This window comes from Saccharothrix sp. BKS2 (genome assembly GCF_047689505.1).
GTDB classification, from domain to species: domain Bacteria; phylum Actinomycetota; class Actinomycetes; order Mycobacteriales; family Pseudonocardiaceae; genus Actinosynnema; species Actinosynnema lopnurensis.
This window is the reverse complement of the sequence record NZ_JAUQOL010000012.1, coordinates 114,573-141,255: the sequence shown is the minus strand read 5'-3', so window position 1 is coordinate 141,255 and position 26,683 is coordinate 114,573. Positions and strand designations below refer to the sequence as shown.

The following is a 26,683-nucleotide window of genomic DNA, read 5'->3' as shown; positions in this document are numbered from 1 at the left end:
GTCACGCGGGCATCCGGTTGACCGCGTGGTCACCGGTCGCCCAGAGGTGCTGGACGGCGTAGGCCCGCCAGGGGCGCCACGCCCGAGCCCGCCGCACGAGGGCGGCGGGGGTGCCGGGCAGTCCGAGGTCGCGGGCGGCGATCCGGATGCCCAGGTCGGTGGGGATGAACGCGTCGGGGTCGCCCAGCGCGCGCATGGCGATCACCTCGACGGTCCACGGCCCGAAGCCGGGCAGCGCGAGCAGGTCCGCGCGGGCGCGGTCCCGGTCGGCACCGACGCCCAGGTCGAGCGAGCCGTCGGCCAGGGCGGTGACCAGGGCCCGGAACGCGGTGCGGCGCGACCCCGGCACGGCGAGCACGGCCGGGTCCAGCTCGGCCAGCGCCCCGGGGGTGGGGAACAGGTGGGTGAGGCCGACGTCCTCGACCGGGTCGCCCACCGCCCGGACCAGTCGGGCCGCGTGGGTGCGGGCGGCGGCGGTGGAGACCTGCTGCCCCAGCAGGGCGCGCACGGCGAACTCGTCGGCGTCGACCGTGCCGGGCACGCGGCGGCCGGGCGCGCGGGCGACCAGGGGCGCCAGCAGCGGGTCGGCGCCCAGCTGCTCGTCGACCGCGACCGGGTCGGCGTCGAGGTCCAGCAGCCGGCGGCAGCGGGCGATGGCGATCGACAGGTCGCGCAGGTCGCTCAGCGACAGCCGGCACGCCACGTGGTCCGGTCGCGGGCTCAGCGAGACCACGCCGTGCCCGTGCGGCAGGCGCAGCGTGCGCCGGTACGCGCCGTCGCGCCACTCCTCCACGCCGGGCACGCCGGTCGCGGCCAGGTGGCCGAACAGGTTGTCCGGGCACAGCGGCGCCCGGAACGGCAGCCGCAGCGACAGCACGCCGGGCGTGTCCGGGGCGGGGCCCCGGCGGGCGCGCAGGTCGGTCGGCGACAGGGCGAAGACCTCGCGCACCGTCTCGTTGAACGCCCGCACGCTGGCGAACCCGGAGGCCGCCGCGACCTCGGCCATCGGCAGCGAGGTGGTCTCGACGAGCAGCCGGGCGGTCTGCGCGCGCTGCGCCCTGGCCAGTGCCAGGGGTCCCGCGCCCAGCTCGGCGAGCAGCAGCCGTTCGAGCTGGCGGACGCTGTAGCCGAGGGCGCGGGCCAGGCCGGGCACGCCCGCGCGGTCGACCACGCCGTCGGCGATCATCCGCATCGCCTTGGCCACGGCGTCCGCGCGGTGGCTCCACAGCGGCGAGCCGGGAGAGGCGTCGGGGCGGCACCTCTTGCACGCCCGGAATCCCGCTTGTTGCGCCGCCGCGGCACTCGGGTAGAAGCGCATGTTCTCGACCTTGGGCGGCGCCACCGGACAACTCGGCCGACAATAGACACCGGTGGTGAGCACCGCCGTGAAGAACCAGCCGTCGAACCGGGAATCCTTGGACCGGACGGCTCGGGCACAGCGTTCCGCGTCTTCGTGCACCGCACCAGCATCCGTCAACGGCGGGTCGTTGGCCGGCGGAAAAGCGACATCGGGTTACCGGGCCGAACCGCGCGGTGCGCGTCCGCCCGGTCGGATCCGGTGGGAGGAAACCCGGTCAGCCGCGCGGCGGGGTGACCAGTTGGGCGAGCAGGTCCAGCCTCACCTCGGCCCGGTCCCGGCCGCGGGCGTCGGCAGCGGTCCGCAGGATCGGGCAGACCCGTGCTTCACCGGGGAGCCCCCGGTCCTCACGGGCCGTGACCGGCGGCGCGCCGGTCGGATCGCCGTCAACCGCGGTCGGCATGGCGGGTCGCCGCGCCGTTCCACCGACCGCGGCCGCTGGGCGCGCACCGTTGAGAAGACCCCCAGGACTCCTCAGCCGGGGCCGCGCCACCAGGGGCGTCGGTTGCCTGCAGAACCACTTCGACCGGTACCTCCGCACCACATCCGTGACGTCACCGGCAACGTCCGGGCCAGCTTGGCACCGGAACTGGTTAGGGTGGACCGCCTGCTGCTCCACCGGCCCACAAAAGACCTGTTCACGCGCTCACACCGGTTTTCCGGTCCGGAAGAACGGCCCGAGGAGGCTCGCCGCGGATGACTGCTTCCGGCCGGGGTTCGGGTCCCCGGGCCCTGTTCGCGGAGCGGTTCGCCCTGCTCTACGCCGAGGCGGGTGACCCGCCGCTGAAGCGGGTGACCGAGTCGGTGGGCCGGGCCAGGCGCACCGACGAGCGGGGCAGGCCGGTCCGGGCGAGCGCCCAGCGGGTCAGCGACTGGCGTCGCGGGCGCAACGTGCCGGCGCGGTTCTCGGCACTCTCGGTAGTCCTGGAGATCCTCATCGGGGAGGCGCGCAAGATCCGCCCGCAGCCGCCCGCGCCCGACCTGTACGACCTCGACGCGTGGCGGGCGCTGTGGGAGGAGGCGCTGGCCAGCCCGGCGTCGCCGACCGAGGACGAGGAGCCGCCCAGCTCCGACGAGATCGGCGTGTGCCCCTACCGGGGACTGGCCGCGTTCCAGTCCGAGGATTCGAGTTGGTTCTTCGGCCGGGAACGCAGCACCGCCGCATTGGTGTCGCGGTTGGGCAACGCCGCGGAATCCGGCGGAATCGTGATGCTGGTCGGCGCTTCGGGCGCCGGGAAATCGTCACTGGTGCGCGCGGGCGTCATTCCGGCCGTGCGCGCGGGCGAGTTGGCCGTGGACGGTTCCGGTAAATGGCCCGCGGTGGTCGTCACGCCCGGCGCGGACCCGATCGGGGAACTCGTCCGGCAGGTCCCGGAACTGGCCGACGTGCTGGCCCTGGCGCTCGGCCCGGACCGGGTGGAGCGGGGCCCGGGGGCGGGCGGACCGGCCCCGGACACGTTCCTGGGGCAGACGCTGCTGGGGGTGATGCGGTTCGCCGGGCAGATCCGGGCCGCGTTCGCCGCGTACGCCGCGCGGCACGGCGGCGACCGGGTCGTGGTGGTGGTCGACCAGTTCGAGGAGGCGTTCACGCTCACGCGGGACGAGAACCGGGTGCGGGTGTTCGTGCAGGCGCTGCACGTGGCGAGCACGCCCGCGGTCCCCGGCGGCGAGCCGGCCGCGCTGGTGCTGGTGGGGGTGCGGGCCGACTTCTACGGCCGATGCCTGGCGTTCCCGGAGCTGGCCGACGCGCTCCAGGACCGGCAGATGGTGCTGGGGCCGATGACCTCGGCCGAGCTGCGCGAGGCGGTGTCGCGGCCGGCGAGGGCGGCGGGGCTGCAACTGGAGCCGGGCCTGGTCGAGCTGATGCTGCGCGACCTGGGCGTGCGCAGCAACCGGTCGCCGTCGCGCACCCGCCAGGACGCCTACGACGCGGGCGCGCTGCCGCTGCTCTCCCACGCCCTGCTGGCCACCTGGCAGCGGCGGCAGGCGGGCAAGCTGACCATCGCGGGCTACCGGTCGGCGGGCGGCATCCAGGGCGCGGTCGCGGCCACCGCCGAACGCGCGTGGGCCGACCTGGCGCCCGAGGCCCAGCAGGCCGCCCGGCCGCTGCTGCTGCGCCTGGTCCGCGTCGGCGAGGACACCCAGGACACGCGCCGCCGCTCCACCCGGCACGAGCTGGTCGAGCAGACCGCCAACCGGACCGCGGGCGAGCAGGCGCTGGAGACGCTGGCCCGCGCCCGCCTGGTCACCCTCGACGCGGGCTCGGTGGAGCTCACCCACGAGGCGCTGCTCCAGGCGTGGCCGCGGCTGCGCGGCTGGATCGACCAGGACCGCGAGGGCCAGCTGCTGCGGCAGCGGCTGGAGGAGGACGCGGCGGCGTGGGCGGCGCAGGACCGCGACTCGTCCCTGCTCTACCGGGGCGCGCGGTTGGAGACCGCCCGGCACTGGGCGGGCGCCGCCGGACCCGGCGGGCTCACCGGCACCGCCCGGGACTTCCTCGCCGTGTCCACGCAGCACCGCAGGCGGGCCGCGTGGGCGGTGCGCGCGGCGGTCGCGTTCGTCGTCGTGCTCGCGCTCATCGCCGCCACCGCCGCCGTGGTGGCCGTGCGGCAGCGCGACGACGCGGTGTTCCGGCAGGTCGTGGCCGAGGCCGACCGGTTGGAGGAGAGCGACCCGTCGCTGTCGGCGCTGTTCGACCTGGCCGCCCACCGGATGCGCCCGGACGACGCCGAGGTGCGCACCCGCCTGCTGTCCACGCAGACCGCGCCGCTGGCCACGGTGCTCACCGGGCACACCGGCCCGGTGTACCTGACGTCGTTCTCCCCCGACGGCAGGACGCTCGCCACGGCCAGCTACGACCAGACCGTGCGGCTGTGGGACCTGCGCGACCCCGACCACCCCCGGCCGCTCGGCTCGCCGCTGCTGGGGCACCGCAGCTGGGTGTCGTCGGCCGTGTTCAGCCCGGACGGCAAGACCCTCGCCACCGCCGGCAACGACCGCACCCTGCTGCTGTGGGACGTCAGCGACCCGACCCGGCCGCGCTCCCTCGGCCAGCCGCTGGGCCGCGACCACGACACCATCTACCTGCTGGCGTTCACCCCGGACTCCAGGACGCTGGTCACCGCCAACGCCGACCACACCGCGCAGCTGTGGGACGTGACCGACCCGGCGCGCCCCGAGCGGCTGGGCGAGCCGCTGCGCGCGCACACCGGGCAGGTGCGCTCGGTCGCGTTCAGCCCCGACGGGACCCTCCTGGCCACCGCGGGCGACGACGACGCGATCGCGCTGTTCGACGTGCGGGACCGCACCGCGCCCCGGCTGCTCGGCACGCGGATCACCGGGTTCGACGACGACGTGCACTCCGTCGCGTTCAGCCCCGACGGCCGGGTGCTGGCGGCGGGCAGCGAGGACTGGACCGTGCGGCTGTTCGACGTGACCGACCCGACCGCCCCGGCCCCGCTCGGGCGCCCGCTGCCCGGCCACACCGGCGGCGTGTGGTCGGTCGGCTTCGCCCCCGGCGGCCGGGTGCTGGCCTCCTCCGGCGCCGACGGCACCACGCGGCTGTGGAACATCACCGACCCGGCCCGCCCGCGCTCCCTGGGCCCGCCCCTGACGGGCCGCAACGGCACCGTGTACGCGGTCGGCTTCAGCCCCGACGGCCGCACGCTGGCCACCGGCAGCCACGACTCGGCCGTGCGGCTGTGGTCGATGCCGGGAGGGGTGCTGGTCGGGCACTCCGCCGGCACCACCGACCCCCGGTTCACCCCGGACGGCCGGCGGCTGGTGACGGCCGCCGAGGACGAGGTGATCCGGGTGTGGGACGTCCGGGAGCCGGGCTCGCCGCGCGCCACCGCCGCCGTCCGGCACGGCGCGGCCGTGTGGGCGCTGGCGCTGAGCGACGACGGGCGGACGCTGGTCAGCGCGAGCGACAAGGTCGTGAGGCTGTGGGACCTCACCGACCCCGACCGGCCCCGGCCGCTGGGCGGCCCGATCGAGGTCGGCACCCGGTACAGCTCGCCGGTGGCGCTGCGCCCGGACGGGGAGGTGCTGGTGACCGGGCACGACGACGAGTCCGTGCAGCTGTGGGACATCAGCGACCGCGAGCACCCCGAACGCCTCGGGGACCCGCTCGTCGGCCACGAGGGCTACGTCTACTACGCCGGGTTCACCCGGGACGGCCGGACGCTCGTCACCGGCGGCGCGGACCAGACCGTGCGGCTGTGGAACGTCACCGACCCGGACGCCGCCCAGCCGATCGGGCAGCCGCTGCGCGGGCACAGCGGGGCGGTGCGCGCGGGCGACGTCAGCCCGGACGGGAAGGTGCTGGCCACCGCCAGCGACGACAAGACCATCAGGCTGTGGGACCTGGGCGCGCCGAACCGGGTCAAGCCGATCGGCGTGCCGCTCACCGGGCACGTCGAGGGCGCGGTCACGGTCGACTTCAGCGCCGACGGGCAGTACCTGGCCGGTGGGGGCGAGGACCGCACGATCCGGCTGTGGGACGTGCGCAACCCCCAGCGGCCCTCGTCGCTCGGGGACGTGCTGGGCGGGCACGAGGGTCCGCTGCGCGGCATCGCGTTCGGTCCGGGTCGGGCCACCACGATCGCGTCCGCCAGCACGGACGGCACGGTGCGGTTGTGGGACCTCTCGCTGGACCACGTGATCCAGCGGATCTGCGCCAAGACCGAGGGGACGCTGACCGAGGAGCTGTGGCGCGAGCACCTGCCGCAGTTGGAGTACGAGCCGCCCTGCTCGTGATGTTCTCGCGGGATCGGGGGTGGTCGGCTCGCGCTGGGGTGCGGAGTGGCGTCCCGCCGGCGGGTGGGGGCAGGGCTCGGGGGACGGGGAGGACCGGGCTCGGGCGAGGGTAGGGCAGGCGGCGAGTGGCAGGTGGCAGATGACCGGCGGGCCGGTTTCCGGACGGCTGACTGCGGGGGTGTCCCTATGTGGTTGTCAAGCAGCGATCGGGGTGGGGACGACTTCGGGGTGTCGGTAGTGGGTGTTGGTGCGGAGCATGGCGAACAGGACGTCGCAGCGGCGGCGGGCCAGGCAGATCAGGGCGGCGTTGTGTTTCTTGCCTTGGTCGCGTTTGCGCTGGTAGTAGGCGCGGCTGGTCGGGTCGGAGAGGGCGGCGAACGCGGCGGGGAAGAACGCCCGTTTGAGTTTGCGGTTGCCGGTGCGGGCCGGGTGCTCGCCCTTGATGCTGCTGCCGGAGCTGCGGGTGACCGGGGCGATGCCGGCATAGGCGGCCAGGTGCCCGGAGGACTTGAACCCCGTGGCGTCTCCGATCTCCGGCAGGATGCGGGCTGCGGTCCTGACCCCGATGCCGGGCATCGAGGTCAGGACCCCGGCAAGAGGGTGCGCATCGAGTATCCCCTCGACCTCGGCGGCGACCTGTTTGCGTTGCAGCAGAACGGTTTTCAGGCTGTCGGCCAGGCGGGGCAGCACCGTGTCCGCCGCGGTGGTGCCGGGGACGACGACGCTTTGCTCGTCCAGCGCGGCCAGGATCGCGGTGACGAGTTTGTCGCCCAGGCGGGGCGCGTGGGCGGTGGCGATCGCGGTGAGCTTGCGGCGGCCGGCTTTGGCGATGCCGGTGGGCCCGCCGCAGCGGGAGAGGATCTCCAGCACCGCCGGGTGGCTGATCCTGGGGCCGATGGCGCGTTCGAGTGCGGGATGGACGCCGGTGAGCAGGCCGCGGATGCGGTTGGCGATCCGGGTGGCCTCGCCCGCCAGGTCGTCGTCGAATCCGACCAGCACGTCGAGTTCGGCCAGGGCGTCGTCGCCGACGTCGACCGGCCGCAGCGTGTGCGGCAGCGAGCGGGCCGCGTCGGCGATGACGAAGGCGTCCCGGGCGTCGGTCTTCGCGCGGCCGGGGTAGAGGTCGGCGATGCGGCGCATGGCCAGGCCCGGCAGGTAGGCCACCGTGTGGCCGGCGGCGCGGGCCACCGCGACCGGCAACGCGCCGATCGTGGCGGGCTGGTCGACCACCACCAGCAGCGGCCCGTGCCCGGCGAGCTTGTCGAACAGCGCCCGCAGCCTCGGTTCGCTGTTGGGCAGCGGTCCGTCGTGCAGCCGCTTCCCTTCGGGGTCCAGGCCGACGGCGTGGTGTTCGCCCTTGCCCACATCCAGGCCGAGGAACACCTGGTAATCGCTGGTCATCGGTCGTGCCGTTCGTTCGTCGCGGGTGGTCGCGGGGTGGGCATCGCAGGCCGGCACCCACGTTACGACGAGACCTGCCCGGCGGGCGGCCGTGTCCCTATCAGCGGTCCGGCGATGCCACCGGGTCCGGTGACACCACCCCCCGGATCATGCCTTCGACTGGGGGCGCAAGTCATGCCGGACCCGGCGACCACAACTCCCTGATCAGGAGCTACGAAAAAGGTAACGGGGGGTGGCGGGCGGTGAGCGGGCTGCCAGCGGGGGGTGCGGGCGGTAGCGGGCAGCAGGTGGCTGGTGGCGGGTGGGTAGTCCGCCGACAACTCCGTGGACTTCCGGCGGATTGTGGCTATGTTGCGCTACATGCGTTTTCTCGCCCAGGTGGGGAGCCCGCAGACCGCGATCGCGGCGCTGACCGGCGTCACCGCGCTCTACATGGCCCTCGTGGTGTTCGGCAACATCACCGACTACGAGACCAACCACGCGTTCGTGCGGCACGTGCTCGCGATGGACACCACGTTCGGCTCGCCCAACACCTCGTGGCGCGCCATCACCAACCCGACCCTGGTGACCATCGCCTACGTGCTGATCATCCTGTGGGAAGCGGTGACCGCCCTGGTGCTGATCGCGGCCCTGGTGTCCTGGCTGCGGCGCCGGGAGGACCTGGCGCGGCGGCTGTCGTCCACCGGTTGGGTCATGCAGGCGCTGCTGTTCGGCGCCGGGTTCATCGCCATCGGCGGCGAGTGGTTCGCCATGTGGCAGTCCAAGGAGTGGAACGGGCTGACGCCCGCCTTCCAGAACTTCGTCATCGCGGGCATCGGCCTGGTCCTGCTGCACGCGAGCCGGCGCGACTGACCCCGTCCCGGTCCGCCCGGCCCGGGTGGGAGCCCGCCCGGTCCGCCTACTCGTCCTCCCAGAAGTCGAGCCGGTGCGCCGCCCGGAAGTCCACGCCGGTGATCGCGCCCGGCGCGAGCGACTGCACGTGCTCGCCCTCGGCGAAGCCGGGCCACGCCGGCAGGCCGTCGCCGTTCGGGTCGCCGGTGCGGGCGAAGTTGGACCAGTACCCGATCATCACCTCCGACAGTTCGCGTTGACCACCGGTCAACTCCTCGTCCGGGAACAGGTACCCGATGTCCGTGCTGTGGCTCGCGCCCAGTTCCGAGGCGGCCGGGTCGGCGAACTCGAACGCGAACGTCGGCGTGTGCGCGGCCAGCAGCCGGTGCTGCCGGAACGCCGGTCTCGCCCACACCCGGTCCGTGAGCACGGTCGCCCACGCCCGGGTCGCGTCGTCGAACGCGTGGAGCGGGTACTCCCGCTCCACCTCGGCGGCCCGGTCGCCGAAGGCGAGCGCGAGCAGCCGCGGGTAGTCCTCGGCCCCGACCTCGCCGCGGAAGGTCGCCACGATGCCGCGGTGCTCGTCCCGCGTGGTGCCCGTCAGCACCGGGACCCGCGCGAACCCGCCGGCCTCCAGCGCCTCGGCGGGCACCACGGGCAGGTCGGGGTTGCCGTAGCCGTAGGGCTGGAAGATGTTCATCACCATCGGGTGCCCGACCACCCGGGCCGCGGGCAACCCGCGCAGGCAGGCGATGTCCGCGCAGCCCAGTTCCCCGGCCACGACCTGCCCGGCGGCCCGGACCTCGGCGGTGTCGCGCCAGCCCAGCCACGGCAGCGCGGGCAGCTCCGGGTACCAGGTCTCGGCGGGCAGGTCGGCCAGCGCGAAACCGCTGTGCATCACGGCCTTGTCGAACAGGCCCCGCGACTTCGGCGAGACCAGGTGCGCCGCGATCGAGGTGGCACCGTAGGAGACGCCGAACAGCGTGACGTTGCCCGGGTCCCCGCCGAAGCTCCCGGCGTTGCGCCGCACCCACTCCAGCGCGGCCCGCTGGTCCTGGAGGCCGAACGTGCCCGAGCCCTCCAGGCCCGGCAGCCCGAAGCCGCCGAACACGCCGAGCCGGTAGTTCAGCGTCACCACCACCACATCGCCCCGGGTCGCCAAGGCGCGGGCGTCGAAGTGGTGGCCCGCGCCGACCGCGCCGTCACCGTGCACCCACACCAGGACCGGCCGGCGGCCCTCGGTGCCCGGGGTGGTGACGTTGAGGAACAGGCAGTCCTCGTCCGTCGCCGCGGTGTCCGAATAGGACGATCCCACCTGCGGGCACGGGTTGCCCGGCCTGGTCGCGTCCCGGACCCCGCCCCAGGGCAGCGGGAGCCCCGGCGCCCGCCACCGGAGCTCCCCCTCCGGCGGCGCGGCGTACGGGATGCCCTGGAAGACCACGCGGTCGGCGTGGGCGGTGCCCCGGACCTCCCCGGTCTCGACCCGCACCACGTCGGCCCGCACCACATCGCCTCCCGCTCGCGCTCCCCCGTCGCCGCCGCACGCCGTCGCCAGCAGTGCGGCGGTCAGGACCAACGTCCCCCGACGCATGTGCCTACCCCCTCGTCACGGCGAGCCCCACCAGGGTGATCAGCTCGCGTTCACAGAGGTCGAGGTCGACCTCCGCGTGATCGGCCGCCCGGGCGAGCACCCCGTTGCGCAGGGCCAGGACGAAGATCGCCATCGCGTCCGCGTCGAACTCCCGGAACTCCCCCGCCGACCGGCCCTCCCGGAGGAGGTCGGCCATCTTGCGGTGGTCGTCGTCGGCGTTGTCCGCGGCGGAGACGTGCGGCCGGACCTGGAGCAGCGCCACCGTGTCGGCCCGGTGCGCCGCCATGAACCGCAGGTTGGCCCGGAGGAACGCCTCCAGCTCGCCCAGCGCGGTGCCCGACCGGTCCATCCGGTCCAGCACGAACGCGGTGAACCGGCGGCGCACCTCGGCGTAGACCTCGTCGACCAGCTCCTGCTTGCCCTTGAAGTGGTACGAGATCAGGCCCGTGCTGCTGAGGCGGGCGCGGGCGGCGATCTGCTTGAACGACGTCGCCCCGTAGCCCAGCTCGGCCAGCGTGGCGATCGCCGCGTCCACGATCTGCGCTCGGCGGGCCCGCTCGGTCAGCGACTTTGCTCGCATGAGCAAAATTTAGCACGCTTGAGCAAAGCGAGGGGGACGAGGAAGGCGCGGAGGCGAGGATCGGCAGGTGGGAGGTGGCGGGGTGGAGGCCGGGTGGAGTTCGCATGACTCCATGTTCGAACGGTTGTTCGAATGGCACAAGATCACTTTAGGGTGATCAACCGACCAGGTGACCGGCGGGGGGATGGGTGGCGGGCCGGCGGTGGGGTGGCGGGCCCGCGGCGGGGGCGGGCCCGCGGGGAGTGGCGGGCAGCCCGTCAGCCGACGATCTGGCGGAGTTGTTCCAGCAGTTCCGCCCGGCTCCCGCACCCGAGCCGCTGCCTCATCCGCGCCACGTGGTGCTCGACCGTCTTCGCCGAGATGAACAGCCGGTCGCCCACCTGCTTGTACGTCAACCCGCCCACGACCAGCTCCGCCACCTCGCGCTCCCGGTCGCTGAGCTTGCCCGCGTCCGACTCGGCCACCGGTTCCGACTGCTTGCGCCCCGACCCGGCCCCCGTCCCCGCACCGGCTCCCGCACCACCACCGGACCCCGCGACCCGCCCCTGCAACAACCGCGCGCAGTCCAGCAGCCGCACCATCGCCTGCCGGTCGGACGTCCGGATCGCCGCCTGCCCCGCCAACCGCGACGCGTCCCACCACTGCCCCACCGCGTGCAACCCCCGCGCCGCCCCCTCGACCCGGTCCGCGTCGACCTTGCCCGCCAGCACGTCCAGCCAGCTCTCCGCCGCCGCCGACACCACCGCCGCGTACCGGCTCCGCGACGCGCACGCCGCCAGTGACGCCGCGTGCTCCTCGGCCACCGACGTCTCCTCCGCGATGATCGCCGCGTGCAGCGCGCTCCAGTGCAGCGGCACCGCCCACAGCGGCGGATCACCCAACTCCCGCAACAGGTTCCGCGCCGCGCCCAGGTGGTGGGCCAGCCGGTGCTGGTCGCGCAGCCGCGCCGCCGCCGCCGCGAACTCGCCCAGCGGCAGGAACGCGAACAGGTCGACCGGGTGCCGCAGCACGGCCTCGCACGCCTGCTCCCAGGTGCGCTTCAACGTCGCCAGGTCGCTGTCGCGCCGCGCGATCCCGACCTCCAGCGCCACCGCGAACAGCCAGTCCCGCGCCTCCAGCGGCCGCCCGGCCCGGCGCAGCGCCAGCAGCGCCTCGCGCGCCGAGCCGAGGTTCCCGCGCAGCATCGCGGCCCACGCCCGCAACAACCGGTGCCGCACGACCATCAGCGCCCCGCCCAGCGACGTCGCCACCGCCCGGTCCAGCACCGACTCCGCCACCGGCAGCTCACCGCCGTGCAGCGCCACCAGCGCGGCCAGCGCGGCGGGCGTGTCCGGCAGCAGCACCGACCGCCCGGCCGGCTCCAGCAGCCCGGTCGCGCGCACCAGGGTGGACAGCGCCGAGGTGGCCGGCCCGGTGACCGACTCCACCACCCCCTGCGCCATCAGCGAGGCCGCGCCGTCGAGCATCGTCGGCGGGGCGGGCGGCAGCGCGGCGGACGGCAGCCTCCCCGTGCCGACCTGCCCGATCACCGCGAACGCGCCGGAGGTGGCGCTCGGGGACCACCGGTGCAGCTCGGTGCTGCGGGCCAGCTGCCCCCGGTGCGCCAGCGCGATGGCGGCCACCTCGGCGGCCGCGCCCCGGTGCGCCGAACCGCCGGCGATCACCTGGTCGGCCAGCCGCAGCGCCGCGTCGAGGTCGCCGGCCATGGCCGAGGCCACCGCCCGCCGCACAGCGATCTCGGCGGTGGGAGTGCCCACGGCGGCCAGCAGCCGGGCCGCCAGCGCCGGGTCGGACGGCAGCGCCTCGACCGCCGCCGCCTGGAACGCCTCCGCCATCTCCGGGCCGGCGACGCCGACCAGGGGGCGCACCAGCTCCAGCACCGGGCCGCCGGAGCGCAGTTGCAGCTCGGCCAGCCGCTGCCGCACGGCGATGCGCCGGTCGGTCCGGCTCAGCGCGGCCACGGCGGCGCGCGCGATCGGCAGCAGCGCCCCGTCGGACCCGAGCAGGCCGGTGGCGCGGGCCGCCTCGATGACGTCGCCGACCGCGTCGCCGTCCAGGCCGAGCAGCCCGCCGAGCAGGTCCAGCCGCAGCGCGGCCCCGGCCTCGGCGGCCAGCAGGAACTTCCGCACGTCCGGTTCGAGCCAGTCCAGGTCCGCCCGGAACGAGGCGATCACCTCGGCGGGCACCTCGGGCGCGGTGAGCCCGGACAGCCGCGCCACGAACCTCGGCACGCCGCCGGTCTGCCGGTGCACGAACTCCGCCAGCCCCCGCGCGGGCGCGGGCAGCACGGCCCGCACCTCGTCGCGCGTGAGCGGTTCGGGCATCAGCGCGGGCCGGACCCGCCCCAGCGACTCGGCCAGCGCCGCCAGCGCCCGCGGCCTCGGCCACGGCCGGTGGGCCACGACGACCGGCCGGTCGCCCCGCTCGACCGCGGCGCGCAGCTCCAGCAGCTCGCCTTCGGGCAGCAGGTGCGCGTCGTCCACGACGACCGCCTCCACACCCGCGTCCTCGAACGCCCGCGCGAACTCCCGCAGCACCGCGCTCTTGCCGTACCCGCCGGGGGCGACGACGCCGAGCCGCACGGCGACGCCGGACGCGATCTCCTCCAGCACCCCCTTGACCTGCCCGGACAGCACCGGTGGCGACATCATGGCCTGGTTCAACGACCGTCCTCGTGGTTGCGGGTGCGGCGGTGGCCGCCGATCGGGGCGAGGCCGCGCACGACGCGCTTCACCGAGCGCCGCTCGGGCAGCTCCAGCGGGGGGATGTCGACGGGCGGCCGGGGCGGCGGCGGGGTGAACTCGACGTCGGCCGGGTCGGCGCCGCCGACGGGGAAGCGCAGCAGCGGGTCGTCGTCGCGCAGCATCACGGAGGTCTCGATGGGCTCGGGTTCCGCCCCGGGCCCGACGACCAGCCGGCGGGCCGCGAGCGCCGCGCCCTTGACCACCGAGGTCTCCGGCGCGGCCTCCACCAGCACCGGGCCGGGCAGCGACGCGGCGACCAGCGGGATGCGGGCGCTGCCGCCGACCAGCACGGTCGTCCCCACGCCGGTGGCGAGGCGCGCGTGCAGCGCGGCGGCGTGCTCGACCGCCGGCCGGACCAGCTCCTCGAACCGGGCCCTGGTCAGCGGCACGTCCACCCGCCCGGACGGCAGGTGCACCGGGATCGAGGTCTCCGCGGTGCCCGAGAGCAGCCGCTTGGCGGCCTCGCAGTCGCGCCGCAGCCGCGCGAACAGCGCGCGGGCCCTCGGGTCCTCGGCGTCCGGTTCGGCCAGCTCCCGCCCGAGGCAGGCGCGGACGTGCGCGAACACCGCGTCGTCGAAGTCGGCGCCCGCGTCCTGGTCGACGCCCTCGACGGCGGCGACCAGCTCGAACCCGCTCCCGACGACGGCCGAGGAGAACGCGTGGCTGCCCAGGCCGAACACCCCGAGGGTGCCGGTGAACGGCCGGTTGAACGCGTGGTTCTCGGCCGCCGCGACCGGTTCGGGCACCAGGGACGCCTCGACGCCGGCGGTCCGCAGCGCCCGGTGCAGCAGCCCCTTGGCGTGCCCGCCCCAGCCGGGCGGGTGGGTGACGACGACGTGCGCCGGGTGCTCGCCCTCGCGGGCGGCGACCTGGTTGACGACCCACTTGACCAGCAGCGCGGTCAGCTCCTCGGGCGTGCACCGCTCGTGGCCCAGCACCAGCGGCACCGGGTCCCCGATCCGCCGGGCGAACCCGGTCGCCGTCCACGCGGGGTCGCCGGGCTCGCCGACGAGGACCGTGCCGTCCGCGGTGAGCTGCACCGTCGTCGCCACCCCGCCGCCGGGGCCGCCCAGGCCGACGGGCTCGGGCTCGCCGCGTCCGCCGCCGCCCAGCCGGCACACGGCCGCCGCGGTGCGCGTGGTGCCCACGTCGACCCCGAGGACGTACGGCAACGCGACGCCTCCTTCACTCGCCCGATCGAAGTACGGCTCTCCCTACACGGGTCACGGGTAGGTCACAAGGCCATCCCCTAATCCCCTAGGGAGTGAACGAATACCACCCCATAGTGGATGCGGGATCTACAGGGAGTAATCCCCGATGGCCGCTCGATCCCCCGGCGATACGTTGGTCACCACACCGACCCCACCCCTGCCAGGTCGGCTCACCGCGTCCTATCTGACCAGGAGAAATCCACCATGGGCACCAGCCCCAACACGCTGCACGACTTCGTCCTCGACCTGCTCAGCGACCCGACCGCGCTGGCCGACTTCCAGGCCGACGCCGCGGGTTCCCTGGCGCGGGCCGGTCTGGGCGACATCAGCGCCGCTGACGTGCAGGAGGTCATCCCCCTGGTCCTCGACTACGTGCCGACCGGGAGCCTGCCCGCCCTCGACGGCTCGCTGCTCGACGACCTGCCGCTGGACCTCGCCGACGCCGGCACCGCGGCGGCGATCTTCCGCCTGAAGGTCGTCACCGACCAGATCGCGGTGTCCGGCGCGACCGGCGCGTCCGACCTCAAGGCCGCCGTGGCGGGCACCCTGAGCGCGGACGCCGGCGGCCTGACCGTGTTCGGCGGCGTGTCCAGCTGGGACCTCCTCGACGCGTCGGCCGCGGCGAAGCTGACGGTCGGGGGCGACTTCTCCGCGGTGAACGACGTGACGGCCACCCTGGACGGCACGCTGCACACCGCCACGGGTCAGGTGCACGACCTGACCGCCACGGCGACCGGCTCCCTGGACGGCGCCATCGCGGGTGGGGTCACCGGCGCGTTGCCGGACGCGGGGAGCCTGACCAGCACCGCGTTCGGTTCCCTCGACACGCTGACCGGCGTGGTCGACGGCGTGACCGGTGGCCTCACCAGCACCCTGCCCGGCGACCTCGGCGACCTCGGCGGCGTGACCAAGGTCGTCGACCTCGACATCGAGGCGCACGTGGCCGGGCAGCACCACTCCTTCGACACCGACGCGCCCCTGGTGACCGTGACCGAGACGGTCGCGAGCACCGCGCACACCGTCGGCGTCGGCGGTGTCGTGAGCAACGTCACCGACGCGGTGAGCGACGTCGACCTCCCGGTCGTCGGCTCCCTCGGGGTGGACGACCTGCTCTTCTGAGACTGATCCACTGCCGGAGAGCCGGTCCCGTCCGACCAACGGGACCGGCTCTCGCTTTCCCCCGGGTGGGATTTGGCGGCACACTCTGACGGGTGATGTCCGCGCCTTGGCTCGACGTGCTAGACGACACGATCCGGGCTTGCGCCGCGCACCACCGGCCCGACCTGGCCGAACGGTTGCGCGACAAGCGCGCCCGCCAGCTCGACCCCAAGCTCCGGGTCCTCGTGGTCGGGGAACCGAAGCAGGGCAAGAGCCAGCTGGTGAACGCGATGGTGAACGCGCCGGTGTGCGCGGTGGGTGACGACGTCACCGGCACCGTGCCCACCTTCGTGCAGCACGCGGAGACACCCTCCGCGGCGCTCGTGCGCGGCGCGTCCCCGGCGAACACCCCCACCGAGCGCTTCTCCCCCCACCACGTGCCCACCGAGCGCATCCCGGTGCCGATCGACCAGCTGGCCAGCCAGGTCAGCACCGGCCAGGGCGACCTGGTCCGGGCGGAGGTCGGCATCCCGCGCGCCCTGCTCGACTCCGGCCTGGTGCTGATCGACACCCCGGGCGTCGGCGACCTGCGGCCCGCGCACACCGCCAGCACGTTCACCGCGCTGCTCCAGGCCGACGCGGTGCTGATGGTGTCCGACGCGACCGCCGAGCTGACCGACTCCGAGCTGGAGCTGCTCAAGCAGGTCATGACCTCCTGCCCGAACGTGGTCGTGGTGCTCACCAAGATCGACATCGCGGCGCAGTGGCGGCGCGTGGTCGAGGGCAACCGGGCCCGCCTGGCCCGCGCGGGCGTGACCGCGAAGCTGATCCCGGTGTCCTCGGCGCTGCGGCTGCGCGCGGCCAGGACCGGCGACAAGGCGCTCAACGCCGAGTCCGGGTTCCCCGAGCTCATGGCGTGCGTGCAGCAGGACATCCTGGCCGCCGCCGACCTGCTGGCCCGCCGCTCGGTCGCGGTCACCGCCGCCTCGGCCATCCGGCAACTGGTCGTCCCGGTCCGCGAGGAGCTCTCCGCGCGGGCCTCGCACCGCGCCGAGGACACGATGGCCGCGCTCAACGAGGCGCAGCGCCGCATCGACGAGCTGCGCCGCCGGTCCGCGCGCTGGCAGACGGTGCTGGCCGACGAGATGGCCGACCTGGTCTCCGACATCGAGCACGACCTGCGCGACCGCACCCGCCGCATCCTGCGCGAGGTGGAGCGGACCTTCGAGACCGCCGACCCGGAGCTGGGCTGGGACGAGTTCGAGAGGTGGCTGGAGGACAACCTCACCGAGGCAGCCACGACGAACTTCGCCTGGCTGCTCGACCGCTCGGAGTGGGTGGCGGAGAAGGTGGCCAAGAGCTTCCCGGTGGCCCGCGACGACCTGCTGCCCGGGTCGGTCTTCCCGGACGACGTGCTGGACCGGCCGGCCCCGCTGGACAAGCCGCTGATCGAGAAGTTCGGCCTGGCGCAGAAGGCGTTCACCGGGCTGAAGGGCTCCTACGGCGGCGTGCTGATGTTCGGCCTGGCCACCAGCCTGGCCGGGATGCCGCTGATCAACGCCATCTCGCTGGGCGCGGGCGCGCTGTTCGGCGGCAAGTCGATCCTGGACGAGAGCGACCAGCGGCTGCGCCGCCGCCAGGCCGCCGCCAAGGCCGCCGCCGCGCGGCACGTGGACGACTTCTTCCTCAAGTTCGGCAAGGACTGCCGCGACGCGGCCCGGCACGTCCAGCGCAGCCTGCGCAACCACTTCACCACGCTCGCCGAGGAGCTCCAGGAGACGCTGCTGGAGTCCGCCCGCAGCGCGCGCCGGGCCGTGCAGGAGGACGCCACCGAGCGCGAGCGCCGCACCCGCGAGGCGCAGCGCGAGCTGGACCGGCTGGTGACCCTGTACCAGCGGGTGCAGGCGCTGGCGGGCGGGCAGGCGCCCCCGCTGGGGATCAGCGCCTGATGGCCGTGGAGGACGAGGTCCGGGCGCTGCTCGCGGACGCCCTGGCGGTCTACCGCGACAGCCCGCGCGCGGTCGCGTGGCTGCGCGGGCACCTGGAGCGGATGGACGAGCCGGTGCGGGTGGCCGTGGCGGGCGCGCCGCGCTCGGGCAAGTCGACCCTGGTGGGCGCGCTGGTCGGCGAGGAGTTCGCGCCGCCGGCGGCGACCACGTGGTACCGGGACGGGACGCGGGCGCGGGCGTTCGCGGGCCAGTACGAGGTGCCGGTGGGGCGGCGCGGCGGCAAGGCGTTCGTGGACGCGCCGGACGCCGAGCGGGTGGTGGTCGAGTGGCCGTCGCGCGCGCTGCGGGACCTGGTGCTCGTCGACACCGCGGCGGGCGCGCCGGTCGAGCAGGTGTGCGGCGAGGCCGACGCCGTGCTGTACCTGACCAGGCACGTGCACGCCGACGACGTGCGGTTCCTGCGGGCCGCGCACGACCACCCGGTGGCGCGGGCCGCGCCGGTGAGCACCGTGCTGGTGCTCGCGCGCGCCGACGAGATCGGCGGCGGCCGGATCGACGCGCTGTCCTCGGCCAAGCAGATCGCCCGCCGCTACCGGCGCGAGACCGCGGTCCGGCCGCTGTGCCAGAACGTAGTCGCGGTCGCCGGGCTGCTCGCGGTGGCCGCCCGCACGCTGCGGCCCGAGGAGTTCGCCGCGCTGGCCGCGCTCGCGTCGCTGGCCCGGACCGAGCTGGAGGACCACCTGCTGTCCGCCGACCGGTTCGTGGGCGAGGACTTCCCGGTGCGGCTCGACCCGGAGGTGCGGCGCGGGCTGGTGGACCGGTTCGGCATCTTCGGCGTGCGGCTGACCACCACGCTGGTCCGGCAGGGCTTCGACACGCAGGTCAAGCTGACCGGCCAGCTGGTGCAGCGCAGCGGCCTGGGCGAGCTGCGCGACTCGATCGGCGTCTACTTCACCGAGCGCCGCGGGGTGCTCAAGGCCCGGTCGGCGCTGCTGGGCCTGGACGTGGTGCTGCGGGCCGAGCCGCGCCCCGGCTCGGCGGGCCTGGTCACGGCCGTGGAGCGGGTCCTGGCCTCCACGCACGACTTCCGGGAGCTGCGGCTGCTGGCCGCGCTCCAGGGCGGGCGCACCCGGCTGCCCGGCGAGCTGGACGCCGAGGCGTCCCGGCTGGTCGGCGGCCTGGGCACGGACCTGCTGACGCGGCTGGGCGTGGAGGACGACGTGGACCCGGGCGAGTACGGCGCGGACGAGCTGCGGCACGTCGTGCTGGACGCGCTGGTCCGCTGGCGGGACCAGGCGGTCAACCCGGCGCTGGACCACGCGCAGCGGCGGGCGGCGGCGGTGGTGGTGCGCAGCTGCGAGGGGATGCTGGCCGGGCTGGAGCGGGCCGGCTGATCGCGCCGACCGCCTCCACCACCGCCCGCACCGCCGCGGACGGCGTGCGGCGCGGGTCGGAGACCAGGAACAGCGTGGTGTCGGGCAGCCCGCGCACGCGCCGGAGCGTGCCCGCGTCCAGTTGCTCGGCCACGGCCACGCGCGGCAGCACGGTCCGGCCCAGGCCCGCCACCACGCACGACCGGACGGCCTCGATGCTGCCGAACCGGGTGATGCCCGACGTGGCGGGCAGCCCGCGCACGAACCGGTCGCTGTAGGAGCAGCCCTCCTCCAGCAGGAAGTACCGCTCGTCCGGCACCGCGCCGGGCGCGGCGACCAGCTCGATCGGCTCGACGCCGACGGCGGTCGCCTCCAGGCCCGGCGCGACCACGGACTCCTCCAGCACCAGGGCCAGGTCCAGGGTGCCGTCGCGGACCCCGGCCAGCGCACCTCGGGTGCCGGCGGGCGACAGGTGCACGGTGATGCCGGGGTGCCGCAGGGCCACGGCGGCGATCCGCTGCGGCAGCCGGTAGGCGCACACGGACTCCGGCGCGGCGACCCGGACGTCACCCTCCACGGCGGTGCCGCCGCGCACCGCGTCCCGCAGGCGCTGCTCGGCGGTCAGCACCTCGCGGGCGTGCTCGACGGCCTGCCGGCCCGCCCCGGTCAGCCTGGCGCCACCGGGCAGCCGGTCGAACAGGCGCGCGCCGAGGTCCCGCTCCAGGGCCTTGACCTGGCTGGTCACCGTGGACTGCACGAGGTGCAGCTCGGCCGCGGTGGCGGTGAAGCTGCCCGTGCGCGCGAGCACCAGGAGGGTGCGCAGGAGGCGGGTGTCCACCCCATCGACACTACCGATAGGACCGATCGCCGGGAATCGTTGGACTCGATGACCGCGGGCGGGGGACGCTTAAGCCCATGACCGCAGAAGTGCTCCGCTACAGCGCCTTCACCACCGACCCCGCGGGCGGCAACCCGGCCGGCGTCGTGCTCGACGCCGGCGGCCTCGACGAGGCCGCCATGCTCCGCGTCGCCGCCGAGGTCGGCTACTCCGAGACCGCGTTCGCGTTCCCCCGCGCGGCGGACGGGGAGTTCGACGTGCGCTACTTCAGCCCGCTGGTGGAGATCCCGTTCTGCGGGCACGCGACCGTGGCCACCGCGGTCGCGCTGGGGCGGACCGGCCGGCTGCGGTTCCACACCAAGGCCGGACTGGTCGAGGTCGACGCCGCGCCCGGCACCGCGAGCCTGACCAGCGTGCCCACCTCGTCGGAGGCGGCGGCGCGGGAGGACGTGCGCGCCGCGCTGGCGGCGCTCGGGTGGTCGGCCGACGACCTCGACCCGCGCTACCCGGCGCACTGGGCGTTCGGCGGGGCGCGGCACCTGGTGCTGGCCGCGCGCACCCGCGAGCGGCTGGCGGCGCTGGACTACGACTTCGACGCGCTCGGCGACCTGCTGCGGGCGCACGACGCGGTGACCGCGCACCTGGTGCACCGGCGCGGGGACGGCGTGTTCGACGCGCGCGACCCGTTCCCGGTCGGCGGGGTCGTGGAGGACCCGGCGACCGGGGCGGCCGCGGCGGCGTTCGGCGGCTACCTGCGGGTCGTCGGCGAGATCACCCGGCCGAGCGTGCTGACCATCCACCAGGGCGTGGACCTGGGGCGCCCGAGCACGCTGGAGGTCCGGGTCTCGCCCGACGACCCGCGGGTCACCGTGACCGGCGCGGCGGTCCGGATCTAGCGGTCCGGACCTAGGCGCGCTCCAGGACCACCACCGGGATCTCCCGGTCGGTCTTCCTGGTGTACTCGTCGTAGTCCGGCCACACCTCGGTCATCAGCCGCCAGAGCCGCTCGCGCTCCTCGCCGGTCGCCACGCGGGACCGGACCTGGAACCTGTCGGCCAGGACCTGCACCTCGGCGGTGTTGTCGGCCTGCATGTTCTTGAACCACGCCGGGTCGTCGCTCGCGCCCCCGTTGGAGGCGACGACCACGTAGGCGTCGCCGTGGGGCTGGTAGATCAGCGCGGTGCGCCGCGGTTGACCCGATTTGCGCCCCTGCGTGGTCAGCAGGAGCGTGAAGACGCCGGGCCGCCACTCGTGGCCCTCGGCGCCGTCGGTCTCGACGTACTTCCGGATGTGCTCTTTCACCCAGCTGACGGGACTGTCCACCACTGACATGCCCTCGACGCTACCGACGGGGGCGGTCGGCCGCCCGCCGGGAGCGGTGCGCCGGGGCCGCCGGTCGCTACTCCGCAGTCACGACCGGCGGCCCCGCGCGGGGTGGGGACGTCCGCCTCGCACCCCTCCGGCCCACCCCGGTCCTCCGGCGCCGCCGGACCCCGCCCGCGTGAACGGGGCCAGGGTCGCCCGGCCGCGCCCGTGGGGACGCGGTCCGGACCGGGGTGGCCGCGGCTCCCTAGTAGATCTGGCTCGTGCGGTTCATCCGCTCTCCTCGGCTCTCTGCTCGCCCCGCTCCGGGGACCTCGCCCACTATGACCGGACAGGGGGCTGGCGGCTCATACGAAAGGGGGATAGAAGAGCGTTATGCCCGAGCTGGAAATCCGCCACCTGCGCGCGGTCTGCGCGATCGCCGAAGAGGGCAGCCTGACCAAGGCCGCCACCCGACTGGGGCTCACCCAGCCCGCGATGAGCGCCCAGCTGCGGACCGTCGAGCGGATCATCGGCGGCCGGCTGTTCGACCGCACCCCCAACGGCTCGGCGCCCACCGACCTGGGCAGGCAGGTCGTCGGCACGGCCCGGCTGGTGCTCGACGAGGTCGAGCAGCTGGTCACGTTGGCGCGGGGGCGCAGCCGCGGCGGCGCGCCCGGACCGCTGCTCGTCGGCGGGGTGCCCACGCTGTTCTTCGGGTACTTCGTGGAGGAGCTGCGCAAGGCGATCCCCTGCTCGGAGGTCCGCACCGAGATCCTGCCCGGCGCGTCGGACCTGCTGGAGCTGCTGGTGTCGGGGCAGGTCCACCTGGGCGTGCTGGACCGGTTCGAGGGGCTGGAGCGGCGCGAGCTGCGCGGCCTGGAGATCCGGCGGCTGGTCAGCGAGCCGCAGTTCGTCGCGCTGCCCGAGACCGACCCGCTGGGCGCGCAGGAGGAGGTGGACCTCGCGCAACTCGCCGACCGGGACTGGGTGTCGCCGCCGGACGAGATCGTCGGCAACCGCCTCCAGATCCTCACCGCCTGCGCGGAGGCCGGGTTCACGCCCCGGTTCACCCACCACGTCAACGAGGCCAGCACCGCCCGCAGCCTGGTGGCCAACGGCGCGGTGTCGTTCGCGATGCCCCAGTCGCGCGGCGGCGACGGGATCGTCATCCGGCCGCTGCGCGGCGCGCCGCTGATGGTGGACCTGCTGCTGGCCACCCGGCGCGAGGGGCCCGCGGCCGGTCGGGCCGACGACGTGTTCGCCGCGGCGGCCAGGGCGTACCGGGAGGTGCTGCCCCGCAACCCGGGCTACGCCACGTGGTGGCGGGAGCACCCCGAGGCGCACCGCGAGATCGACGCGGCCCTGCTGCTGGGGTGAGTGCCGGGTCGAGCCCGCGGCGGGCGCGGGCAGGGACGGGTGGGGCAGGGACGGGTGGGGCAGGGACGGGTGGGGCAGCGACGGGTGGGCCGGCGCGCCGGGGGCGGCGCGGGTGCGGGCCGGCGCGGTCGGGAGGGGCGCTCTCCCCCGCCCCCGCCCGCGCCGGCCGCCCCCCGCTCAGAGGGCGCGCACCGCGTCCTCGATCGTGGTCGGCGGGCGGCCGATCAGCTTCTCCAGGTCCGGCCGCACCTCCGCCAGCACCCCGCGGCCGATGTTGACCTCGATGTCGGCCAGCAGCCCGGCCACGAAACCCGGCAGGCCGAAGCCCTCCAGGCCCGCCACGCGCTCCGCCCCCGTGACCCTGGTGTGCGTGGTGCCGCGCAGCGCGGCCAGCTCGTCGAAGCTCCACGCCCGCGGTCCGGTCAGCTCGTGCACCGTGTTCTCGTACCCGGCCCCGGTCAGCGCGACGGCGGCGGCCAGCGCCAGGTCGTCCCGCGAGGCGCTGGCCACGCGCCCGTCGCCGGAGGCCGTCACGACGGGGCCTGGGTTGAGGTAGTTCTCGTGGTACATGCCGTTGCGCAGGAAGGTGAACGCCACGCCCGTCTCCCGGATCGCCTCCTCCGTCGCCCGGTGCGCGGCGGCCAGGGACAGCGGCGAGGTGTCGGCGTCGGTGACCGAGGTGTAGAGCACGTGCCGGACACCGGCGTCGACGGCCGCGCGCACGGCGGTCCGCTGCATCGCGATCCGCCGCTCGTCCGGGCCGTCCGCGGACACCAGCAGCAGCTTGTCCACGCCCGCGAAGGTCGCCGAGAGGTCCCCCGCGAAGTCGCCCGCGCGCACCTCCACGCCCAGGTCGCCGACCCGCTCGGGGTGGCGCGTGGCCGCGACCAGCTCGCCGGCGGGGACGCGGGTCAGGGCGTGCTCCAGGATCAGGGAACCGAGGTGGCCGGACACGCCGGTGATCAACGTCGTCATGCCGGTGAACCTAGGCGGGTAACTAACTATTCGTAAGTACCTACTTTTTCGTGGGGTACTAACGATTCGGAAAGCATCGAGCTAGAGTGCCTGCCATGGTCCAGCAGGCTGACGTGTACGACCCCAACTGCCCGTCCCGGCTGATCGCCGACCACGCCACCAGCCGGTGGGGCACCCTGGTGCTCGCCAAGCTGGTGCGCGGCACGCTGCGGTTCGGCGAGCTGCGCCAGGAGGTGGGCGGGGTGAGCGAGAAGATGCTCGCCCAGACGTTGCAGGCGCTGGAGCGCGACGGCCTGGTGCGCCGCGAGGTCCACCCGGTGATCCCCCCGCGCGTGGACTACTCCCTCACCCCTCTGGGTACCCAGATCGCGGAACGGGTCAAGGGGCTGTTCACCTGGATCGAGGACAACCTGCCGAGCCTGGTGGCCGCGCAGGAGGCGTACGACGCGCGACGCGCGGAGAACGTGTGACAGGTCACGGCCGGCCCTCGGACCTGTGCCGCCCAGGAGCAAGCCGACCGCGGGTGTCCGGCGTGCCGGGAGGTGTGGACGTCCGACCTCTGGCCCGACCGGCGAACCCGACGTCGGGTTAATTCCCGGTGAGCTTTGCCAGGATGGGGTCATGACGCAGCCGTTCACGGACGACAGTCACCCGGCCGAGCCCTACCCGGGAGCTCGACCGGGTCACTGCTTCGTGCACCTGGACGGCGCCGGCTGGCCGGTCGCCCCCGACCCGACCGCGGTGTCCGGGTGGCGGGTCGTGCCGGACGGGCGGGACCTCGACGACTGGCTGGCCGGGCACGGCGAGCCGCCGCTGGCGGGCCGGGTGCCGGTGCTGGCCTACGGCTCCAACGCCAACCCCGCCAAGGTGACCTGGCTGCGCGAGCAGCTCGGGCTCACCGGCCCGGCCGTGGTGCTGCGGGCCCGGTGCGAGGGGCTCGCCGCGGTGTGGGCGGCCGGGCTGCGCAAGGCCGACGGCCAGCGGCCGGCGACCCTGGCCGCCGCGCCGGGCGTCGAGGAGGAGCACGCGGTGTGGTTCGCCACCGCCGAGCAGCTGCGCGTGCTCGACCGCTGCGAGGGCCGCGGCCTGCGCTACCGGCTCGTCCGGGTGCGCACCGGCCGGGTGACCCTGTTCAACGGCGCCGTCGTCGACTCCGTGCTGGCCTACACCGGCGCGGGCCGGTGGCGGATGCCCCTGCTGGTCAACGGCAGACCGGTGCGCTGCGCCGACGTGGACCAGCGGGGCGCGCACCGCCTGGGCGGCCGGCCGGCGGACACCGACGGCCTCGACGTCACGCCGGTGCACGGCGACCCGACGCCCGACGACTGGCCCGACCGCCTGTTCGTCTACGGCACCCTCCAGCCCGGCATGGGCGCGTGGTCCCTGGTCGAGCCGTTCGTGCTCGACGACCCGGAGCCCGCCGCGCTGCCCGGCGCCCTGCACGACACCGGCCTGGGCTACCCGGCGCTGCGCCCCGCGGGCGGTCCGCTCGTGCCCGGCCACCTGCTGCGGCTGGCCCACCCCGAGGACGCCCTGCCCGTGCTCGACGAGTACGAGGGCGACGAGTACGCGCGCGTCCGCGTCGCCCTGCCGGACGGGCGGGTGTGCTGGACCTACGTGTGGACGGCCGAGGTGGGCGACATGCCGCGGCTCGAGGGCGGCTGGGTCGGGAACTACCGGTGATCAACCCGATCCGGTGAATTTTTCGCCACAGCGGCCAACCGCCCGGCAACGGGGTACGTCCTCCGGGTAGTACCCGAGCAGGAGGTGGACATGAGGCGACTCGTCGTCTTCGGCGCCCTCGCGGTCGCGCTCACCGCGTGCGGCAACCCGGGCCCGGTGGCCGGGGGTTCCAGCGCCGGGATCGAACCGGGCGGCAGCGAGGCGGCGCCCGTGCCGCCGTCGTCCGCCCCCCTGACCACGACGCCGGCGGCGTCGACCGCGCAGGCGTCCGGCCGGTGCACGGCCGCGGTGCTGGCGGCCGAGGTCCAACCCGGCGACCCGGCCGCGGGCAACCGGTACGCCAAGCTGGTGGTGACCAACAACGGCACGGCGCCGTGCACGCTCAACGGCTACAGCGGCCTCCAGCTGCTCGACGCCTCCGGGCAGGCGGTGCCCACCGACCTCCAGCGCACCACCGACCCCGCGCCCACCCTGGTGGCCCTGCCGCCGAAGGGCCGGGCGGTGGCGGATCTGCACTGGACCGTCGTGCCGGGCGGCGAGGACCCCGCCCAGGGGCCGTGCGAGCCGGAGGCCGCGCAGGCCAGGGCCATCCCGCCGGACGAGACCCAGCCGATGAGCCTGGACTGGTCCCTGGGTCCCGTGTGCGGCGGTGGGAAGATCGAGATCAGCGCGTTCTACCCTGCCTAGGTGATCGAGTCCAACGTTTCCGGCCACGCCGGGGAGCTCGCCGTCCACACCTGGCCGAACCTCGACGCCACGTGGCTGGCCGTGCTGGTGCACGGCTACGGCGAGCACGGCGGCCGGTACGGGCACGTCGCCGACGCCCTGGTCGGCGCGGGCGCGCTGGTCGTGGCGGCCGACCACGTCGGGCACGGCCGCTCGGAGGGCGAGCCCGCGCTGATCACCGACTTCGACGGCGTGGTGGCGGACGTGGCCGCCGCGGTCGGCTCCGCGGCGTCCGACCTGCCCACCGTGCTGGTCGGCCACTCGGTGGGCGGGCTCGTCGCCGCCCGCTACGCCCAGCTGCACCCGTTGGCCGCGCTGGTGCTCTCCGCGCCGGTGCTCGGCACCTGGCAGGGGCTGGACCTGCTGTCGCTGCCGGAGATCCCGGACACCCCGATCGACCCGGACGTGCTGTCCCGCGACCCGGGGGTGGGCGAGCGGTACGCCGCCGACCCGCTGGTGTGGCACGGGCCGTTCCGGCGGGAGACGCTGGAGGCGCTGGAGCGCGCGCTGGACGAGGTGAACTACGGCCCCACGCTGGAGCACCTGCCCACGCTGTGGCTGCACGGCGAGGCGGACGAGCTGGTGCCCCTGGCCGACACCCGCACCGGCACCGACCGGCTGCGCGGGCTGCTGTTCGAGGAGCGCCTCTACCCCGGCGCCCGGCACGAGCTGTTCAACGAGACGAACTCGGACGAGGTGCTGGCCGACGTGGTCGGGTTCGTCCGCCGGGTGCTCGACCCGGGCCGGGCCACGCGGGGCTGAACTACTCGGGCTGAACCACTCGGGCTGAACCACCGGGCCGGACCACCGGGCCGGACCACGCGGGGCTGACCACGTGAGGCCGAACCACCGGGCCGACCACCAGACCGGATCACCCGTGCCCAGG

The 26,683-nt window shown here is 75.1% G+C and carries 21 protein-coding genes; 11 read left to right on the top strand and 10 right to left on the bottom strand.

What is annotated here, in order from left to right:
* Position 1 precedes the first annotated feature (1 nt).
* Both Q5530_RS25375 and Q5530_RS25370 read right to left on the bottom strand, forming a co-directional pair.
* Positions 2-1,459 carry a DNA-3-methyladenine glycosylase 2 family protein gene (locus Q5530_RS25375; RefSeq protein ID WP_415365257.1) on the bottom strand — a complete coding sequence of 486 codons (1,458 nt, stop codon included), beginning with the start codon at positions 1,457-1,459 and terminating at the stop codon, positions 2-4.
* 115 nt (positions 1,460-1,574) lie between these two features.
* Positions 1,575-1,760: a hypothetical protein gene (locus Q5530_RS25370; protein ID WP_415365256.1), complete on the bottom strand. Its 186-nt coding sequence runs from the start codon at positions 1,758-1,760 to the stop codon at positions 1,575-1,577.
* 293 nt (positions 1,761-2,053) lie between these two features.
* Here Q5530_RS25370 and Q5530_RS25365 point away from each other — a divergent pair, with 293 nt between their 5' ends.
* Positions 2,054-6,115 (top strand): AAA family ATPase, encoded by a 4,062-nt coding sequence (locus Q5530_RS25365; protein WP_415365255.1) that lies wholly within the window; start codon positions 2,054-2,056, stop codon positions 6,113-6,115.
* Positions 6,116-6,310: 195 nt separating this feature from the next.
* On the opposite strand, the gene Q5530_RS25360 is transcribed toward Q5530_RS25365, so the two are convergent.
* Entirely contained in the window at positions 6,311-7,516 is a 1,206-nt protein-coding gene (locus tag Q5530_RS25360) for an IS110 family transposase (protein WP_415365254.1), read from the bottom strand.
* 360 nt (positions 7,517-7,876) lie between these two features.
* Between Q5530_RS25360 and Q5530_RS25355 the strand changes: the two genes are divergently transcribed.
* A complete protein-coding gene (locus Q5530_RS25355; protein ID WP_415365253.1) occupies positions 7,877-8,368 on the top strand; it encodes a DUF2165 domain-containing protein in 492 nt (163 codons plus the stop codon).
* Positions 8,369-8,414: 46 nt separating this feature from the next.
* Here the strand turns inward: Q5530_RS25355 and Q5530_RS25350 are convergent, their stop codons facing one another.
* The 4 genes from Q5530_RS25350 to Q5530_RS25335 form a co-directional block, all read right to left on the bottom strand.
* Positions 8,415-9,938, bottom strand: coding sequence for a carboxylesterase/lipase family protein (locus Q5530_RS25350; RefSeq protein ID WP_415365252.1), 1,524 nt, complete (start codon positions 9,936-9,938; stop codon positions 8,415-8,417).
* Between the two features lie 4 nt (positions 9,939-9,942).
* On the bottom strand, positions 9,943-10,518 hold the full coding sequence (locus Q5530_RS25345) for a TetR/AcrR family transcriptional regulator (RefSeq protein WP_415365251.1): 576 nt from the start codon (positions 10,516-10,518) through the stop codon (positions 9,943-9,945).
* Positions 10,519-10,775: 257 nt separating this feature from the next.
* A complete protein-coding gene (locus Q5530_RS25340; RefSeq protein WP_415365445.1) occupies positions 10,776-13,169 on the bottom strand; it encodes a LuxR C-terminal-related transcriptional regulator in 2,394 nt (797 codons plus the stop codon).
* An 8-nt stretch (positions 13,170-13,177) separates the two neighbouring features.
* Positions 13,178-14,434, bottom strand: coding sequence for an Hsp70 family protein (locus Q5530_RS25335; RefSeq protein WP_415365249.1), 1,257 nt, complete (start codon positions 14,432-14,434; stop codon positions 13,178-13,180).
* A gap of 243 nt (positions 14,435-14,677) precedes the next feature.
* Here Q5530_RS25335 and Q5530_RS25330 point away from each other — a divergent pair, with 243 nt between their 5' ends.
* The 3 genes from Q5530_RS25330 (at position 14,678) to Q5530_RS25320 (ending at position 18,914) form a co-directional block, all read left to right on the top strand.
* Entirely contained in the window at positions 14,678-15,592 is a 915-nt protein-coding gene (locus Q5530_RS25330; RefSeq protein WP_415365248.1) for an IniB N-terminal domain-containing protein, read from the top strand.
* A 95-nt stretch (positions 15,593-15,687) separates the two neighbouring features.
* Positions 15,688-17,520, top strand: coding sequence for a dynamin family protein (locus Q5530_RS25325; protein WP_415365247.1), 1,833 nt, complete (start codon positions 15,688-15,690; stop codon positions 17,518-17,520).
* Entirely contained in the window at positions 17,520-18,914 is a 1,395-nt protein-coding gene (locus tag Q5530_RS25320) for a hypothetical protein (RefSeq protein ID WP_415365246.1), read from the top strand. The genes Q5530_RS25325 and Q5530_RS25320 overlap by 1 nt, the downstream gene beginning before the upstream one ends.
* On the opposite strand, the gene Q5530_RS25315 is transcribed toward Q5530_RS25320, so the two are convergent.
* Positions 18,820-19,731: a LysR family transcriptional regulator gene (locus Q5530_RS25315; protein ID WP_415365245.1), complete on the bottom strand. Its 912-nt coding sequence runs from the start codon at positions 19,729-19,731 to the stop codon at positions 18,820-18,822. The two genes, Q5530_RS25320 and Q5530_RS25315, sit on opposite strands and share 95 nt — an antisense overlap.
* A gap of 77 nt (positions 19,732-19,808) precedes the next feature.
* Here Q5530_RS25315 and Q5530_RS25310 point away from each other — a divergent pair, with 77 nt between their 5' ends.
* Positions 19,809-20,627: a PhzF family phenazine biosynthesis protein gene (locus Q5530_RS25310; RefSeq protein WP_415365244.1), complete on the top strand. Its 819-nt coding sequence runs from the start codon at positions 19,809-19,811 to the stop codon at positions 20,625-20,627.
* 10 nt (positions 20,628-20,637) lie between these two features.
* Here the strand turns inward: Q5530_RS25310 and Q5530_RS25305 are convergent, their stop codons facing one another.
* On the bottom strand, positions 20,638-21,063 hold the full coding sequence (locus Q5530_RS25305; RefSeq protein WP_415365242.1) for a nitroreductase family deazaflavin-dependent oxidoreductase: 426 nt from the start codon (positions 21,061-21,063) through the stop codon (positions 20,638-20,640).
* A gap of 366 nt (positions 21,064-21,429) precedes the next feature.
* On the opposite strand from Q5530_RS25305, the gene Q5530_RS25300 reads away from it, so the two are divergent.
* Positions 21,430-22,413, top strand: coding sequence for a LysR family transcriptional regulator (locus Q5530_RS25300; protein WP_415365241.1), 984 nt, complete (start codon positions 21,430-21,432; stop codon positions 22,411-22,413).
* Positions 22,414-22,590: 177 nt separating this feature from the next.
* Here the strand turns inward: Q5530_RS25300 and Q5530_RS25295 are convergent, their stop codons facing one another.
* Positions 22,591-23,388: an NAD(P)H-binding protein gene (locus tag Q5530_RS25295; protein WP_415365240.1), complete on the bottom strand. Its 798-nt coding sequence runs from the start codon at positions 23,386-23,388 to the stop codon at positions 22,591-22,593.
* 95 nt (positions 23,389-23,483) lie between these two features.
* Between Q5530_RS25295 and Q5530_RS25290 the strand changes: the two genes are divergently transcribed.
* The 4 genes from Q5530_RS25290 to Q5530_RS25275 all read left to right on the top strand — a co-directional run bounded on the left by Q5530_RS25290 (position 23,484) and on the right by Q5530_RS25275 (position 26,559).
* Positions 23,484-23,858 carry a winged helix-turn-helix transcriptional regulator gene (locus tag Q5530_RS25290; RefSeq protein ID WP_380637292.1) on the top strand — a complete coding sequence of 125 codons (375 nt, stop codon included), beginning with the start codon at positions 23,484-23,486 and terminating at the stop codon, positions 23,856-23,858.
* Positions 23,859-24,009: 151 nt separating this feature from the next.
* The gene (locus tag Q5530_RS25285) at positions 24,010-25,071 is read left to right on the top strand and encodes a gamma-glutamylcyclotransferase (protein ID WP_415365239.1); all 1,062 of its coding nucleotides are present in this window, start codon (positions 24,010-24,012) and stop codon (positions 25,069-25,071) included.
* 90 nt (positions 25,072-25,161) lie between these two features.
* Entirely contained in the window at positions 25,162-25,758 is a 597-nt protein-coding gene (locus Q5530_RS25280) for a DUF4232 domain-containing protein (protein WP_415365237.1), read from the top strand.
* Entirely contained in the window at positions 25,759-26,559 is an 801-nt protein-coding gene (locus Q5530_RS25275; RefSeq protein WP_415365236.1) for an alpha/beta fold hydrolase, read from the top strand. It abuts the gene before it with no gap.
* The last annotated feature ends 124 nt before the right edge of the window (positions 26,560-26,683 follow it).